General features: G+C 70.1%; 13 protein-coding genes and 1 tRNA gene. 7 read left to right on the top strand and 7 right to left on the bottom strand.

The window, feature by feature from the left end; all coding sequences use genetic code 11:
* Positions 1-136: 136 nt before the first annotated feature.
* Positions 137-919, bottom strand: a complete 783-nt coding sequence (lptB, locus tag ACOYW6_RS10205) for an LPS export ABC transporter ATP-binding protein (RefSeq protein ID WP_423141205.1) — start codon at positions 917-919, stop codon at positions 137-139.
* 166 nt (positions 920-1085) lie between these two features.
* Here lptB and ACOYW6_RS10200 point away from each other — a divergent pair, with 166 nt between their 5' ends.
* Together ACOYW6_RS10200 and ACOYW6_RS10195 are read left to right on the top strand one after the other, a co-directional pair.
* A complete protein-coding gene (locus ACOYW6_RS10200; protein WP_423141204.1) occupies positions 1086-1463 on the top strand; it encodes a hypothetical protein in 378 nt (125 codons plus the stop codon).
* 90 nt (positions 1464-1553) lie between these two features.
* Complete coding sequence (locus ACOYW6_RS10195; protein WP_423141203.1) at positions 1554-2900, top strand: TldD/PmbA family protein; 1347 nt, start codon at positions 1554-1556, stop codon at positions 2898-2900.
* 114 nt (positions 2901-3014) lie between these two features.
* Here ACOYW6_RS10195 and ACOYW6_RS10190 read toward each other — a convergent pair whose 3' ends face one another.
* The 4 genes from ACOYW6_RS10190 to glnE form a co-directional block, all read right to left on the bottom strand.
* Positions 3015-3683 (bottom strand): M23 family metallopeptidase, encoded by a 669-nt coding sequence (locus ACOYW6_RS10190; protein ID WP_423141202.1) that lies wholly within the window; start codon positions 3681-3683, stop codon positions 3015-3017.
* Between the two features lie 196 nt (positions 3684-3879).
* On the bottom strand, positions 3880-4674 hold the full coding sequence (locus tag ACOYW6_RS10185) for a ferritin-like domain-containing protein (RefSeq protein ID WP_423141201.1): 795 nt from the start codon (positions 4672-4674) through the stop codon (positions 3880-3882).
* Positions 4675-4693: 19 nt separating this feature from the next.
* Positions 4694-5167: a peroxiredoxin gene (locus tag ACOYW6_RS10180; protein ID WP_423141200.1), complete on the bottom strand. Its 474-nt coding sequence runs from the start codon at positions 5165-5167 to the stop codon at positions 4694-4696.
* Positions 5164-7881 carry a bifunctional [glutamate--ammonia ligase]-adenylyl-L-tyrosine phosphorylase/[glutamate--ammonia-ligase] adenylyltransferase gene (glnE, locus tag ACOYW6_RS10175; protein WP_423141199.1) on the bottom strand — a complete coding sequence of 906 codons (2718 nt, stop codon included), beginning with the start codon at positions 7879-7881 and terminating at the stop codon, positions 5164-5166. Before glnE ends, ACOYW6_RS10180 begins: the two co-directional genes overlap by 4 nt.
* Before the next feature lie 113 nt (positions 7882-7994).
* Between glnE and ACOYW6_RS10170 the strand changes: the two genes are divergently transcribed.
* The 4 genes from ACOYW6_RS10170 to ACOYW6_RS10155 all read left to right on the top strand — a co-directional run bounded on the left by ACOYW6_RS10170 (position 7995) and on the right by ACOYW6_RS10155 (position 12044).
* Positions 7995-9692 carry a M28 family metallopeptidase gene (locus ACOYW6_RS10170; protein WP_423141198.1) on the top strand — a complete coding sequence of 566 codons (1698 nt, stop codon included), beginning with the start codon at positions 7995-7997 and terminating at the stop codon, positions 9690-9692.
* Positions 9693-9696: 4 nt separating this feature from the next.
* Complete coding sequence (locus ACOYW6_RS10165; protein WP_423141197.1) at positions 9697-10683, top strand: agmatine deiminase family protein; 987 nt, start codon at positions 9697-9699, stop codon at positions 10681-10683.
* 36 nt (positions 10684-10719) lie between these two features.
* Positions 10720-10851 carry a hypothetical protein gene (locus ACOYW6_RS10160; protein ID WP_423141196.1) on the top strand — a complete coding sequence of 44 codons (132 nt, stop codon included), beginning with the start codon at positions 10720-10722 and terminating at the stop codon, positions 10849-10851.
* Between the two features lie 80 nt (positions 10852-10931).
* Positions 10932-12044, top strand: coding sequence for an S-(hydroxymethyl)glutathione dehydrogenase/class III alcohol dehydrogenase (locus ACOYW6_RS10155; protein ID WP_423141195.1), 1113 nt, complete (start codon positions 10932-10934; stop codon positions 12042-12044).
* Here the strand turns inward: ACOYW6_RS10155 and ACOYW6_RS10150 are convergent.
* Complete coding sequence (locus tag ACOYW6_RS10150; protein ID WP_423141194.1) at positions 12041-12694, bottom strand: CDP-alcohol phosphatidyltransferase family protein; 654 nt, start codon at positions 12692-12694, stop codon at positions 12041-12043. The genes ACOYW6_RS10155 and ACOYW6_RS10150 overlap by 4 nt on opposite strands.
* A gap of 137 nt (positions 12695-12831) precedes the next feature.
* Positions 12832-12906, bottom strand: a tRNA-Gly gene (locus ACOYW6_RS10145).
* Positions 12907-13086: 180 nt separating this feature from the next.
* Here ACOYW6_RS10145 and ACOYW6_RS10140 point away from each other — a divergent pair.
* Positions 13087-13986 (top strand): tetratricopeptide repeat protein, encoded by a 900-nt coding sequence (locus tag ACOYW6_RS10140; RefSeq protein WP_423143111.1) that lies wholly within the window; start codon positions 13087-13089, stop codon positions 13984-13986.
* Positions 13987-13988 lie beyond the last annotated feature (2 nt).

The raw sequence follows: 13988 nt of genomic DNA, 5'->3' as shown, positions 1-13988 counted from the left end.
CGCCGTGGCCAGCCCGCGCCCCCGCCCTGCCGCCCACGAGTGTACCCTGAGGGGCGGCAGGGCGGGGGCGCGGGCTGGCCACGGGTCCGGCCGCCGACAGACTGGCTAGGCGACCGGCCCGCAAGAGGCCGGCAAATCATAAGGTAAAACCCTCGCCCAGGTAGAGGCGCCGCACGTTTTCGTCGGCCACCAGGTCAGCCGGGCTGCCCGAGAACAGCACCTGGCCGCCGTAGATGATCGTGCCCTTGTCGCAGATGTCGAGCGTTTCGCGCACGTTGTGGTCGGTGATCAGAACGCCGATGCCGCGGCCCTTGAGGTCCTTCACCAGGTCGCGGATGTCGCTGATCGACAACGGGTCGATGCCGGCGAACGGTTCGTCCAGCAGCATGATCGATGGCTTGGCGGCCAGCGCGCGGGCAATCTCGGCGCGGCGGCGTTCGCCGCCCGACAGTGCCATCGCCGGGCTGCCGCGCAGCCGGGTAAGGCCGAATTCGTCGAGCAGGCGTTCCAGTTCCTGGGCGCGCACGTCGCGGTCGGGCTCGACCAGTTCGAGGACGCAGCCGATGTTCTGTTCCACCGTCATGCCGCGAAAGATGCTGGTTTCCTGCGGCAGGTAGCCCAGCCCCAGGATCGCGCGGCGGTACATCGGCAGGCGCGTGACGTCGACGCCGTCCATCAGGATGCGGCCCGAATCCGGGCGTACCAGGCCCATTATCGAGTAGAAGCAGGTGGTCTTGCCGGCGCCGTTGGGGCCCAGCAGGCCCAGCACCTCGCCCTTGGCGACCGACAGCGAGATGTCGGTCAGGACCGCGCGCTTGTCATAGCTCTTCGCGATCGAGATCACTTCCAGCCCGCCCGCCGCGGCGACGGCTGGATCCTGTGGAGCCTCGGGGCGCGGCAGCGTTTCGGTGTCGGTCATGCCGCGGCGTTTTACGTCCGCGGCGAAAGCGCCGCAAGCGTGCTTGGCGCCGACTGGCAAGGTTTGTGCATGGCCGGGGCGCGCGGCGGCGGCATCCCGTCCGGCGCGGGGTTGATCGCGCTGCCCGGGTGGTGTTTAGTGCCCGAGGGACAAAAGGGGACGTTCGATGGCAACGCTCGACCACAGCTACGAAGACGCCGCGCCGGTTCGCGCGATCGACTGGCGCAAGCGGATGTCGAACGCGGTGGCGTGGGCGCTGCTGGTCTACACCGCGCTGCAGATTTTCGTCACGATGAGCGCCCTTCATGCCGAGGGTACGTCGATGCTGCCCTATTTCGCGCTGGTCGTGCTGGTGATCGCCATCATTCCCGCCTGCCGCCGTTTCGAACGCCGGTGGGGGCGGCTCGACGCGGTCCAGGCCGCCGACCCGGCGCTGGCGCCGCGATTTCGCCGCGACATGATCGCGCTGTGGCTGTTGGCGATCGGGCTGCCCTTCGTCGTCACCGGCGTGTTCAAGGTGCTGGCGCTGGCCTTCGGCCGCTGACGCTTTTGCGCGGGCGCCGCCCCGCGCGCATTGCCGTTCGCGGCCCCGGACCCTAGATCGGCGCTTCTACCCCGCGATCCGGAGTTCTCGATGCTGACCGCCGCTGCCGCCCAGGATTGCGCTCACGCCCTTGTCGAGCGCGCGCGCGCTGCCGGCGCCGATGCCGCCGATGCGGTTTACGGCGGGGGCGCCTCGGACTCGGTCTCGGTACGGCTGGGCAAGCTCGAGGATGTCGAGCGTTCGGAAAGCGAGCATGTCGACCTGCGCGTGTTCGTGGGCGCGCGCTCGGCCTCGATCGGGTCGAGCGACTTGTCGGCCGATGCCTTGCGCGAACTGGCCGAGCGTGCGGTGGCGATGGCCCGCGCCGCGCCCGAAGACCGCTTTGCCGGGCTCGCGCCGGAAGACCGGCTGCTGAGCGGCGCCGCGCCCGACCTCGACATCGATGACCCCGCCGACCCAAGCCCGCAGGCGCTGCGTGAGCGCGCCGAGGCGGCCGAGGACGCGGCACGGGCCGTTGCCGGCGTTACCAATTCGGAAGGCGGCAGCGCCGGGGCCGGGCGCAACGTCTTTGCCCTGGCAACCAGCCACGGCTTCGTGCGCGGATACGCCGGGACCAGCCATTCGCTGGCGGCCAGCGTCGTTGCCGGGGCGGGCGGCGCGATGCAGCGCGACTATGCCTGGCGCAGCGCTCACCACGCCGCCGACCTGGCCGATCCCGAGTCGATCGGACGGCTGGCGGGGACGCGCGCGGTGGCGCGGCTCAATCCCGGGCGCCTCACGTCGGGACCGATGAGCGTGGTGTTCGATCCGCGCGTCGGCGATTCGCTGGTGGGCCACCTGGTCGGGGCGATGAACGGGGCCGCCATCGCGCGCGGTTCCAGTTTCCTGCGCGATCGCGGCGGCCAGCAGGTGCTGGCGCGCGGCATCACCATCATCGACGATCCGCTGCGCCGCCGCGGCCTGCGTTCGCGCCCGTTCGACGGCGAGGGCCTGCCCACCGCGCAGCGCGAACTGGTCAGCGACGGGGTGCTGGGCGAATGGCTGATGGACAGTGCCGCGGCGCGCCAGCTCGGCCGTGAACCGACCGGCCAGGCGGTGCGCGGCGGCGGCGGTGCACCCGGCGCGGGGGCCAGCAACCTGCACCTGGTGGCGGGGACGGTCAGCCCGGCCGCGCTGATGGCCGACATCGCCGACGGCGTCTATGTGACCGAGCTCATCGGGCAGGGCGTCAACCCGGTAACCGGCGACTACAGCCGCGGCGCGGCGGGCTTTCGCATCGTCGGCGGCCAGCTGGCCGGGCCGGTCGCCGAATTCACCATCGCGGGCAACCTGGTCGACATGTTCGCGCAAATGTCCGCTGCGGACGACCTGGAATGGCACCGCGCGGTCAACGTGCCGACGCTGCGTGTCGACGGGATGACGGTCGCGGGCGACTGACCGGCCGCGCAGGGGGCAAAGAAAAAGGCGGCCTGAGCCGCCTTTGTCCTGCATCCTCCCCGATGCTTGTGCCCCGCCCCGGTTGATCCGGGTGCCGGGGCCGGCCCTGCCGTATCAGCGGCGGGCGAACTGCGAACCGTCGGCCGAGGCGAGGCGCGTGGCGCCGGCGTCGGTCATGTAGGCCACCGGGTTGACGGCTTCGCCGTTGACGCGGACTTCGTAGTGAAGGTGCGGGCCGGTGGAGCGACCGGTGGTGCCGACGTAACCGATCACGTCGCCCTTGTGGACCTGCTGGCCAGCAGCGACCGCGATGCGGCTCATGTGGCCGTAGCGGGTTTCGATCGCGTTGCTGTGCTCGATGGCGACATAGAGGCCGTAGCTCGAGAACCAGTCGGCGCGTTCGACGACACCGTCGGCGGTGGCATAGATCGGGGTGCCGACCGGGCTGGGCAGGTCGATGCCCTTGTGCATGCGATAGCCGCCGATCACCGGGTGCTCACGCATGCCGAAGTTGCTCGACATCGTGATGCTGGCGAGGGGCGCGCGCGACGGGATCCCCTTGCTCATCGTCGAGATGCTGCCCATCGGGGCGACAGCGGTGGTGGCGGTGCGGGCACCGGCGAAGTTCGACGACTGCCAGCTTGAATAGAGCCGGCGGAATTCCTCGTCACCGGCCGGAGCGGCAGTATGCGAAGCTTCGGCGGCGCGCAGCGGCGCGTTGATGTCGGCGTTGGCGCTGGCGGCGAAGGCCGGGTGAGCGGCAGTCAGGCCGGCGAGCGCCACGGCTGCGACAGCAACCTTGCGAACCGAAGAAAAAATCGTGTTAGCGACCACGTTCAAAACCTTTGTTCGGGCTACCGTCCGCAAGCGGGCGATTGCCGTGAACCCCTGTTCGCCGGGCCAGCAGGATGCTGATCCGGAAACTTTTTTTGAGATGGTCGGAACCCCCCGCCGTCTCGTGAGTATTGGTAGAACAGGACTATGCGGGTGTCACAACCCCGGCGTAGAAGTTGCGCGACAAACCGGCTGCCTGACGCGCCGAGTCGTTGAACGGCGGCTTAAGGCCCCCCCTGAAGTGCTCCGAAATTAACGTTTGGAAAAGGATTTCCGCAGATTCGCGCCGTTCGGCCGCGACTGCGATGAAATGCCTTGTCCCCACCGCGACGTGGCGGATTTCGTCGTCAAGGATGCGACTCAGGATGCGGGCGCCGCGTTCGTCGCCGGCGCCCCGGACCCGTTCCAACGTCTGCGGCGTCACGTCGAGGCCGCGCGCTTCCAGCACCATCGGGACCAGCGCCAGCCGCGCGGCGACATCATGCCGCGTCGCGTCGGCGGCATCCCACAGCCCGTCGTGCGCGGGCAGCGCGCCGTAGTGGGAGCCGAGCGCTTGAAGATGGCGCGACAGCAGCGCGAAGTGCATCGCCTCGTCGGCGGCGACTGCCAGGAAATCGGCAACGAACGCAGGTCCGCGCGCCGCGCCGAACCGGCCCGCCATGTCGAGCGCAAGGTCGATGGCGACGAACTCGATATGCGCCAGGGCGTGCCACAGCGCGATGCGCGCGCGCTCGGAGCCACCCTTCCCGCGCTTGGGCATCCGGTTCGGCGGCAGCAGTTCGGGCGCAGCCGGCCGCGCCGGACGATCGGGCAGCGGCGCGAAATCCCAGGCCAGCCGGCCGCCGCGCCAGCCGCGCGCCACGTCGCGCGCGCCCATCGCCTTGGCGCGCGGGTCGGCAGTCGCAAGGACGGCGGCAATGGCAGCGCCGACGCTGGTCACGCGCTAGCCACCGCAGCGCTCACAGGCCTTGCGCCGCCGCCAGTACCTCGGCGGCGTGGCCCTTGACCTTCACCTTGTCCCACACCCGGGCGACCTTGCCGTCGGCGTCGATCAGGTAGGTCGTGCGCACCATGCCCATGTAAGTGCGGCCGTAGTTCTGCTTTTCGGTCCACACCCCGATCGCGTCGCTGAGGCCGTTCTCGGCCGCGTCGGTGGCGAGGGGGTGGGCCAGCGCGTACTTGGCGGCGAACCTGGCATGGCGCGCGGCGCTGTCCTTGCTGACGCCCAGCAGCGCCGTATCGGCGGCGGCGAATTCGTCCGCCAGTGCGGTGAAGTCGCGGTTTTCGGTCGTGCAGCCGGGGGTATCGTCCTTGGGGTAGAAGAACACCGCCAGCTTGCGGCCCCTGAAGTCCGCCAGGCGCATCGGCGCGCCGTCCGCGCCTTCGAGCGCGATGTCGGGCAGGGTGTCGCCCGGCTGCGGACGGTCGGTCATGCGGTGTCTCCTTCCAGGGCCTCGCCGAAGGTGGTTCGCCATGCCGCCGCGATGACGGCGCGCGATTCGGCGACGATGGCCATCAGCGCTTCCCATTCGCCGTTGCAGCAGCTGGCCGCAAGCACCGCCTGTGCCGCAGGCGGGGGGATCTGCGCATCGGGAGCGAGCAGGCGGGCGGCGACCAGCACCCGCGTCAGCGCCCGCTGCGCGCGGCCCAGCGCCGGATCGAGAAACCCGGCCTCGGCCAGTTCGGCGGCCGCCCGGTCGAGATCGGCGACCAGGCCGCGGCGCTCACGCAGTTGCAGGTAGTGGATCAGGAACTCGGCATCGACCAGCCCGCCGCGCATCAGCTTGACGTCGAGCGGACCGCGCGCCGGCTTGTGGCGCTGCATCTCGGCGCGCATCGCCAGCACGTCGGCGCGCAGCTTGTCCGGTTCGCGCGGATGCGCCAGTTCGGCGGCGATGGCATCGGCCAGTGCGGCGCGCGCGCCGGGCGATCCCGCCACCGGGCGCGCGCGTGCGAGCGCCATGTGCTCCCAGGTCCAGGCCTGCTCGCGCTGATAGCGCGCGAAGCTGGCCAGGCTCACCGCCAGCGGCCCCTGCGCGCCGGACGGGCGCAGACGGGTGTCGACCTCGTACAGCGCGCCCGCCGCGGTCGGCACGCTCAACGCGCCGACGATTCGCTGCGCCAGGCGGTTGAAATAGAGCGTCGCGCCCAGCGCCCTGTCGCCATCCGATTGCGCGCCGTGATCGCCGGTGAAGACGAATACCAGGTCGAGGTCGGAGGCGTGCGTCAGCGCGCCGCCGCCCATGCGTCCGAACCCGAGCACGACCAGCTCGCCCCCCGGCACGTGCCCGTGCGCCTTGACGAACTCGGCCTCGGTCGCCTCGGTCAGGACGACGATGGCGGCCTCGGCGACGCGCGCCAGCGCTTCGGAAATCGCCAGCGGGTCGGTGGCATGCTCGATCAGCTGGACGCCCAGGGCAAAGCGCTGCTCGCCCACGCGCAGGCGCACGCGGTCGAGCGCGGCCTGGTAATCGTCCTCGTCGGCGCCGGGGGCGAAATCGGCGGCCAGGTCGGCCACGCTGCCCGGCAGGTCGAAGGCGCGGGCATCGATCAACGGGTCGAGCAGGTCGGCGCGGCGCGCCAGTTCGTCGGCCAGCGGCGGCGCCAGTCCCAGCACGCGCGCCAGCAGGCCGGTCAGCGCCGGCCGCGCTTCCAGCAGGTTGAACAGGTTGACCGCGCTGGGCAGCCCGGCGAGCAGACTTTCGAACCGCGCCAGCGCCCGGTCCGGCTCGGGCGCGGCTGCGAACGCGGCCAGCAGCGGCCCGCGCACGGCATCGAAGGCGGCGCGCCCGGCCTCGCTGCGCAGCGCCCGCAGCCGTCCGCCGCGCCAGCCCTCGATACGGTGGGCCAGCGCGGCAGGATCGGCGAAACCCAGGCCCGCCAGCTCCGCCGCCAGCGCGGAACCTGTGACCGGGCCGGCGGCGACGGTGCGGCTGGCAGGCTCGCCCTGCGAGGCGATCAGCGCGTCGTAGCGGCTGCCGACCGCCTCGGTCACCGCGGTCAGCTCGGCCACCAGCGCGGCGCCGTCCGCCAGCCCGTCGAGGCGGGCGACCGCGTCGATCGCGACGCTATCGCCCGGCAGGCTGTGCGTCTGCTGGTCCGCCACCATCTGCAACCGGTGCTCGATCACGCGCAGCCGGTCATAGGCCGTGCCCAGCACCTCGGCATCGCCGGGCGGGATCAGGTTGGCCGCCGCCAGCGCGTCGAGCGCCGCGCGGGTGCCGCGCTGGCGCAGTTCGGGGTCGCGGCCGCCGTGAATCAGCTGGTGGATCTGGGCGTAGAACTCGACCTCGCGGATGCCGCCGCGGCCGCGTTTCAGGTCGTAGCCGGGGCCGGGACTGGGCGCGCCGGCATGGTTGGCGCGGATCCGCGCGGTCAGCCGGGCGATATCCGCGATGGTCCCGAAGTCCAGGCTGCGGCGCCACACGAACGGGCGGATCGCGGCCAGGAACGCCTCGCCCGCGGCGATGTCTCCCGCGCAGGCGCGGGCGCGGATGAAGGCGGCGCGTTCCCACGCCAGCGCGCTCGATTCGTAATGGGTCAGGGCGGCTTCGACCGGGATCGCCAGCGGGCTGACCTCGCTGGCCGGGCGCAGCCGCAGGTCGACGCGGAAGACATAGCCCTCGGCATCGACGCGCCCCAGCGTTTCGACCACGCGGCGCGCCGCGCGGTTGGCGGCCTCGCCCGGCTCGTCGCGGGGCCGGCGCGGCAGCCGCTCGGGATCGTAGAGCAGGATCGGATCGATGTCGGAGCTGTAGTTGAGCTCACCTGCGCCGTGCTTGCCCAGCGCCAGCGCCAGCATCCCGGCGGGCGCGGCATCGAAGCCGCGGGTAACCGCTTCTGCCATCGCGCTGTCCAGCGCGCGATCGGCAAAGGCGCTCAGCTCCGTCATCACACGCGCAAGCGGAAACGCACCGGCCAGGTCGCCGATCGCCAGCGTCAGCGCGATGCCAAGCTTCTGCCGCCGCAGCGCGGTGCCGACGTCGTCGCCGGTGGCGGCCGTGGCAAGGTCCAGCGCGGCCTCGCCCGCGCCGCGCGCCAGCAGTTCGGCCAGATCGGGGCGGCGGTCGAGCGCCGCGGCCAGGAAGGGCGCTTCGGCGCGCGCGCGCGCCAGCGCTCCGTCCCAGTCTGTCGCGGCGTCGGCCATTGGCCAGCCCTGCCCGTTCGCAACCGGGCAATCAAGGCGCCCGGGGCGCTTGAAGCGCGCGCACGGCTCTGCCACGGTGGCGCAATCTTGTAACAACAGGGGGTCCGCGCCCGATGGCCTGGTATCGTAATCGCAAGTCCGCACTGCTGCTTCCGCTGGTCGGCCTTGCCGCCGCCTGCGCATCGACCGTGCAGCGCCCCCGCGCCGATGACGGCATCCCCGTCGTGGCCGCCCCGCAGATTTCGGAAAATACTCTGCGCGACGCGATCCGCACGCTGTCGTCCGACGCGTTCGAGGGCCGCGGCCCGGCCACCCCGGCCGAGGACAAGACGGTCGCCTACATCATCGATCGCTTCAAGGCCGCCGGGCTGAAGCCGGGCAACAAGGGATCGTGGACCCAGGACGTGCCGACGGTGACGATTACCGCCGGCAACGTCGCGCCGCTGACGGTCAGCGGCGGCGGCAAGACGATGAGCTTCAAGTATGGCAGCGAATTCGTCGCCGGGTCCTACCGCGTCACGCCGCAGACCCGCATCAACGCCAGCGACCTGGTGTTCGTCGGCTATGGCATCAACGCGCCCGAGCTGGGCTGGAACGACTATGCCGGGGTCGACATGAAGGGGAAGACCGCGGTCATCCTGGTGAACGATCCCGACTACGAGATGGCCGGAGAGGACGGCCCCTTCCGTGGCCGCCGCATGACCTACTACGGCCGCTGGACCTACAAGTTCGAGGAAGCCGCCCGCCAGGGCGCGACCGGAGCGCTGATCGTCCACGACACCTTCCCCGCCGCCTATGGCTGGAACGTCGTCAATTCCAGCTGGACGGGGGCGCAGAAATATACCCAGACCGCCAACGACGCGATGGACCAGACGGTCGCCAACGGCTGGATCCAGAAGCCCGTTGCCGAGGCGATCTTCAAGGCCGCCGGGCAGGACCTGGCCGCGCTCAGCGCCGCGGCGAAGCAGAAGGGCTTTCGTGCCGTGCCGCTTGGCCTCAAGGCGTCGATGAGCTTCGACAACACGATCGAGCGCGGCCGCAGCCGCAACGTGATCGGCATCCAGCCGGGCAGCAAGCGGCCCGACGAATACGTGCTCTACACCGCGCACTGGGACCACCTGGGCCGCTGCGCGCCTGACAAGACCGGCGACGACATCTGCAATGGCGCGGTCGACAACGCCAGCGGCGTGGCGGCGCTGATCGCCCTGGCGGAGGCCAACAAGCGCGCCGGCCCGGCCGAGCGGAGCCAGGTCTTCGCGGCGGTGACGCTGGAGGAATCGGGCCTGCTGGGCAGCGAATTCTATGCCGCCAACCCGGTATATCCGCTGAACCGCACGGTCGGCGGGGTCAACATGGACGGGGTCGGCCCGGGCAGCCCGGCGCGCGACGTGACGATCACCGGCGGCGACAAATCCGACCTGACCGACACGCTGCGGATCGTGGAAAAGCAGATGGGGCTGGTCGAATCGCCCGAAAGCCATCCCGAACGCGGCGGCTATTACCGCTCCGACCACTTCAGCTTCGCCAAGCGCGGCGTGCCGATGTTCGACGTCGGCACCGGGTCCGACTGGATCAGGGGCGGGAAGACGGCGGGCGAAGCCGCCGGCGAGGACTATACCAGGAACCGCTATCACCAGCCCGCCGACGAGTACCAGGAAAGCTGGGACATGTCGGGTGCGCTCCAGCAGGTCGAACTGTACTACCGGCTCGGGCGGATGCTGGCGATGAGCAAGGCCTGGCCGAACTGGCGCGCCGGCGACGAGTTCCGCGCGATCCGCGACAAGGATTGCGCCGCCTCGGGCGGTTGCTGACGCGATGACCGGCGATGCGCTGCGGATGCCGCCAGAGTGGCATCCGCAGGACTGGCTGTGGATCGGGTTTCCGCACCTGGCCGACGAGTGGCCGGGCGTGCTGCCGCGCGCGCAGGAACAGATCGCCGCCTTTGCCGGCGCGGTCGCCGACAGCGGCCAGGCGGTGAAGCTGGTGGTGCACGGTGCCGCCGGCCGGGCGCGGGCGGAATCGCTCGTCCCGCCCTCGGTCGAGGTGATCGAGCGCGTCTATGGCGACATCTGGCTGCGCGACACCGGGCCGCTGGTACTGACCCGCGGCGGCGGCGCGGTTGCCAAGCGGTTCGCGTTCAACGGCTGGGGCGGCAAGTACGTGATGGCGGGCGACGAGACGGTGGGAGCCGACCTGGCACGTGATGCCGGGCTTGCGATCGAAGCGCACGACTGGGTGCTGGAAGGCGGCGCGCTCGACGGCGACGGCACCGGCCTGGTGGTCACCACAGAGGAATGCCTGCTCAATCCCAATCGCAACCCGTCGTTGTCGCGCGCGGACATCGAAGCGCGGCTCGCCTCGGATCTTGGTTTTCACCGCGTGCTGTGGCTGGGCAAGGGCCTTATCAACGATCACACCGACGGCCATGTCGACAACCTGGCGCGGTTCGTGGCGCCGAACGTGCTCGCCCTGCCGCGCACGACCGGGCCTGACGATCCCAACACAGCGATCTATGCCGATGCCAGGGCGCGCGCCGAAGCCTACGGCGTAACCGTGCGCGAGGTCCCATCGCCGGGCCGCGTCACCACCGCCGACCGGATCGAGCCGGCGAGCTACATGAACTTCGCGGTCACCTCCAACCTCGTTGTCGTGCCGACTTACGGGTCTGTGCACGATGCCGACGGGGTCGCGGCCATTGCCGAGCTGTTTCCGGGGCGGGCCACGATCGGGCTGCCGGCCGATGCGATCCTGGCCGGCGGCGGCAGCTTCCACTGCGCCAGCCAGCAGATGCCGGCCGTTTAACGCTTCGTTAGCCCTTTCGCGCGCATAGCCGCGCGTATGGATCGCATCGCCGCCCGCCTGCCTGCCAACCTTCCCGCCCTCGCGCGTCCGGAAGAGTGGCTTCGCATGGCCATGGTCGGCGGCTGCGCGCTGGCGCTGATCTGCGCCGGACCCGCGCTGCCCTTCTGAACCCGCGCCGCATTCCGGCTTGCCGCCGGGCGCCCTGCGCCCGATAGCGGCTCCGCGTTCACGTCCTGGAGCCGCTTTCGATGAAAACCCGCGCCGCCGTCGCCTTTGCCGCCAAGCAGCCGCTCGAGATCGTCGAGCTCGACCTCGAGGGGCCGAAGGCGGGCGAAGTCCTGGTCGAGATCATGGCGACCGGCATCTGCCACACGGACGCCTATACGCTCGACGGGTTCGACAGCGAGGGGATCTTCCCCAGCGTGCTGGGCCACGAAGGCGCGGGCATCGTGCGCGAGGTCGGCGCCGGGGTGACCAGCGTGGCGCCGGGCGATCACGTGATCCCGCTCTACACCCCCGAGTGCCGCCAGTGTAAGTCGTGCCTCAGCGGCAAGACCAACCTGTGCACCGCGATCCGCGCCACCCAGGGCAAGGGGCTGATGCCCGACGGGACGACGCGCTTCTCCTACAAGGGGCAGCCGATCTTTCACTACATGGGCTGCTCGACGTTTTCGAACTTCACCGTCCTGCCCGAGATCGCGGTGGCGAAGATCCGCACCGACGCGCCGTTCAAGACCAGCTGCTACATCGGCTGCGGGGTCACCACCGGGGTCGGCGCGGTGACCAACACCGCGAAAGTCCAGGTGGGTGAGAACGTGGTCGTGTTCGGGCTCGGCGGGATCGGCCTCAACGTCATCCAGGGCGCGCGGCTGGCGGGCGCCGGGCGCATCGTCGGCGTCGATATCAATCCCGAGCGCGAGGAATGGGGCCGCCGCTTCGGCATGACCCACTTCCTCAATTCCAAGGGCCTCTCGCGCGAGGAAACCGTGGCCAAAGTCGTCGAGCTGACCGACGGCGGCGCCGACTATACCTTCGATGCCACCGGCAACACCGAGGTCATGCGTACCGCGCTCGAAGCGTGCCACCGCGGCTGGGGCACCAGCATCATCATCGGCGTGGCCGAAGCGGGCAAGGAAATCGCGACGCGGCCCTTCCAGCTCGTCACCGGGCGCAACTGGCGCGGCACCGCGTTCGGCGGCGCCAAGGGCCGGACCGACGTGCCGAAGATCGTCGACTGGTACATGGACGGGAAGATCGAGATCGACCCGATGATCACGCACGTGCTGACCCTGGACGAGATCAACAAGGGCTTCGACCTGATGCACGCCGGGGAATCGATCCGCAGCGTCGTGGTCTATTAAAGCTCTTTCTTGTCCAGCCTGGCGGCGACCGCCAGCGTCTGGATCACGAAGATCACGATCAGCAGCGATCCGGCGAACATCACGACCAGGTCGTAGATCGTAAAGCTGTTCCACACCGTGGCCGTCCGGTCGGACCCGAACATCGCCAGCGTCATGCCGATCAGCACCAGCCGCAGCTCGGTCGGCCCCATGGCGAGGTACGAGAGCCGGAACTCGTCGATCACGCGCGCCACCAGGAACGTGTGGATCGACATCAGCAGGTAGCCGACCAGGCAGTAGATCGCGACGTCGAGGCGGATGAACGGCCCCAGCCCGATGCCGATCGCGACGATCGTGTTGGCCAGCGCATCGGCGCTGTGATCGATGAAGTAGCCGAACTTGGGCCGCTCGATCTGGCGATAGCGCGCCACGCTGCCGTCGAGCGAATCGCCGAACCAGTTGATGAAATAGGCCACGATCGACAGCCACAGCCAGTTGATGTTCCAGTTGGCGAAGATGTAGCCGGCGGCCACCAGGCACGATCCCACGAACCCGGTCGCGGTCAGCATGTCGGGCGTCACCCACGCCGGCAGCCGCGCGCACAGCCAGTTGAGCGCGCGCCGCTCAAGCGTGGCGACGATGTTCTTCTGGATCCGATTGGCCGTCTTCATGGGAAGCTTCCGCAATAAGGTGGCGAGCCTGTGCCACAATCCCGCCCAAAGGTCGAACCAAGTCGCACAATGACGATAGACCGCGCGCGATCCCGCGCCGCAGGCCGGCCCAGTCCCGGGGAAATGTACGGAAAGAATGGAGCGGGCGAAGGGATTCGAACCCTCGACCCCAACCTTGGCAAGGTTGTGCTCTACCCCTGAGCTACGCCCGCTCGAACGTCCAGAACCCGCTTGCCGTGGCGGCAGGGGCCGGGGAGAGGCGCGCGATTAGCAGCGCCCCTCGCGGGCCGCAAGCGCTTTCGTGCATTGCCGGCAAGCCTTCACAAACCGGGCCGGCGTCCCACATAAGGGGCCGCAACGCGCAAACCCAAGGGAGCATCGATTTGGCCAGCATGGGGCTCAACCTCGACGAGCAGAAAGCGGTCGACCGCTTTCGCAAGGACGTCGTCGAACCGTCGATGACCAACCTGGTGATCCTCGATTTCTGGGCCGAATGGTGCGGACCGTGCAAGGCGCTGACGCCGGTGCTGGAAAAGGTCGCCGCCGACTATGCGGGCAAGGGCGTGGTCCTGGCCAAGGTCAACGTCGACGAGGAACAGTTCATCGCCGCGCAGTTCCAGGTGCGCTCGATCCCTACGGTCTACGCGATGTTCCAGGGCCAGCCGGTGGCCGACCTGACGAACGCGCGCAGCGAATCGCAATTGAAGCAGACCATCGATCAGTTGCTGGCGCAGCTTCAGATCACCGGCGCGGCCGATCCTGCCGCCGATGTCGCCCCGCTGCTGGCGATGGGTGAAGAGGTCCTGGCCGCCGGCGACGGCGAACGCGCCGCGGGCATCTTCGCTCAGATCGTCGACATGGCGCCCGACGATCCCGCCGCGCAGGCGGGGCTTGTCCGCGCGCTGACCGCCGCTGGCCGCCGCGACGAGGCGCAGGGCGTGCTGGACGCGCTCGATCCCGCGCTAGCCGCCGACCCCGCGCTGGCACAGGCCCGGGCCGGGCTGGCGCTGGCCGCCGATGCACCCGACGAAGGCGACCTGACCGCGCTGCGCGCCGCCGCCGCCGAGCGCCCGGCCGACATGGACGCGCAGTTCGCCTATGCCGACGCCGCCTTCGCCGCCGGCCACCGCGACGATGCCGCAGCCGCGCTGCTGGCGATGATCGCCGCCGACCGCGAATGGAACAAGGGCGCGGCGCGCACCAGGCTGCTGCAGATTTTCGAGGCGGTCGGCCTGGAGAACCCCTGGGTTTCGGCGCAGCGCCGCAAGCTGTCGACGATCCTGTTCGGCTGACG

The organism is Parablastomonas sp. CN1-191 (genome assembly GCF_049354825.1).
GTDB lineage: Bacteria > Pseudomonadota > Alphaproteobacteria > Sphingomonadales > Sphingomonadaceae > Novosphingobium.
The sequence above is the reverse complement of the archived record's forward strand: the minus strand, read 5'-3'. Positions and strand labels throughout refer to the sequence as shown.

Excerpts from the sequence above, each read along its gene's own strand:
- lptB (WP_423141205.1), bottom strand. The coding sequence starts at position 919 with ATGACCGACACCGAAACGCTGCCGCGCCCCGAGGCTCCACAGGATCCA.
- ACOYW6_RS10200 (WP_423141204.1), top strand. The coding sequence starts at position 1,086 with ATGGCAACGCTCGACCACAGCTACGAAGACGCCGCGCCGGTTCGCGCG.
- ACOYW6_RS10195 (WP_423141203.1), top strand. The coding sequence starts at position 1,554 with ATGCTGACCGCCGCTGCCGCCCAGGATTGCGCTCACGCCCTTGTCGAG.
- ACOYW6_RS10180 (WP_423141200.1), bottom strand. The coding sequence starts at position 5,167 with ATGACCGACCGTCCGCAGCCGGGCGACACCCTGCCCGACATCGCGCTC.
- glnE (WP_423141199.1), bottom strand. The coding sequence starts at position 7,881 with ATGGCCGACGCCGCGACAGACTGGGACGGAGCGCTGGCGCGCGCGCGC.
- ACOYW6_RS10170 (WP_423141198.1), top strand. The coding sequence starts at position 7,995 with ATGGCCTGGTATCGTAATCGCAAGTCCGCACTGCTGCTTCCGCTGGTC.
- ACOYW6_RS10165 (WP_423141197.1), top strand. The coding sequence starts at position 9,697 with ATGACCGGCGATGCGCTGCGGATGCCGCCAGAGTGGCATCCGCAGGAC.
- ACOYW6_RS10160 (WP_423141196.1), top strand. The coding sequence starts at position 10,720 with ATGGATCGCATCGCCGCCCGCCTGCCTGCCAACCTTCCCGCCCTCGCG.
- ACOYW6_RS10155 (WP_423141195.1), top strand. The coding sequence starts at position 10,932 with ATGAAAACCCGCGCCGCCGTCGCCTTTGCCGCCAAGCAGCCGCTCGAG.
- ACOYW6_RS10150 (WP_423141194.1), bottom strand. The coding sequence starts at position 12,694 with ATGAAGACGGCCAATCGGATCCAGAAGAACATCGTCGCCACGCTTGAG.
- ACOYW6_RS10140 (WP_423143111.1), top strand. The coding sequence starts at position 13,087 with ATGGGGCTCAACCTCGACGAGCAGAAAGCGGTCGACCGCTTTCGCAAG.